1 protein-coding gene is annotated in these 238 nt (G+C 67.2%); it reads left to right on the top strand.

Annotated elements, in window-relative coordinates; translation table 11 throughout:
- Window positions 1–23: 23 nt before the first annotated feature.
- Window positions 24–238 (top strand): DUF6790 family protein (locus tag ACYYG1_RS17870; protein WP_461211676.1); only part of this gene is annotated, 215 nt, incomplete at its 3' end.

The following is a 238-nucleotide window of genomic DNA, read 5'->3' as shown; positions in this document are numbered from 1 at the left end:
GCCGTCGCCTGGAGGGGGCTCCCATGGTCAACGTCGTCATGATGATTTTGGGCGTGCTGCTGCCGCTCGTCCACCTCGCCATCGCCAAAGGCCCCTGGACGCGCCGCAACGTGCTCCGCCTCCTGCTCGTCTACGCCTTCGTCTTCGACGTCGGCGCCGTCGGCTTCGTCTTCGGCTTCATCCCGCACGTCTTCTTCGCCGACGAGGCCGCGAAGATGATCGGCTGGCCCGCCGGCAA

The sequence above is a fragment of the Desulfocurvus sp. DL1XJH-121 genome (genome assembly GCF_054819825.1).
This window is presented reverse-complemented; position numbering and strand designations above follow the sequence as displayed.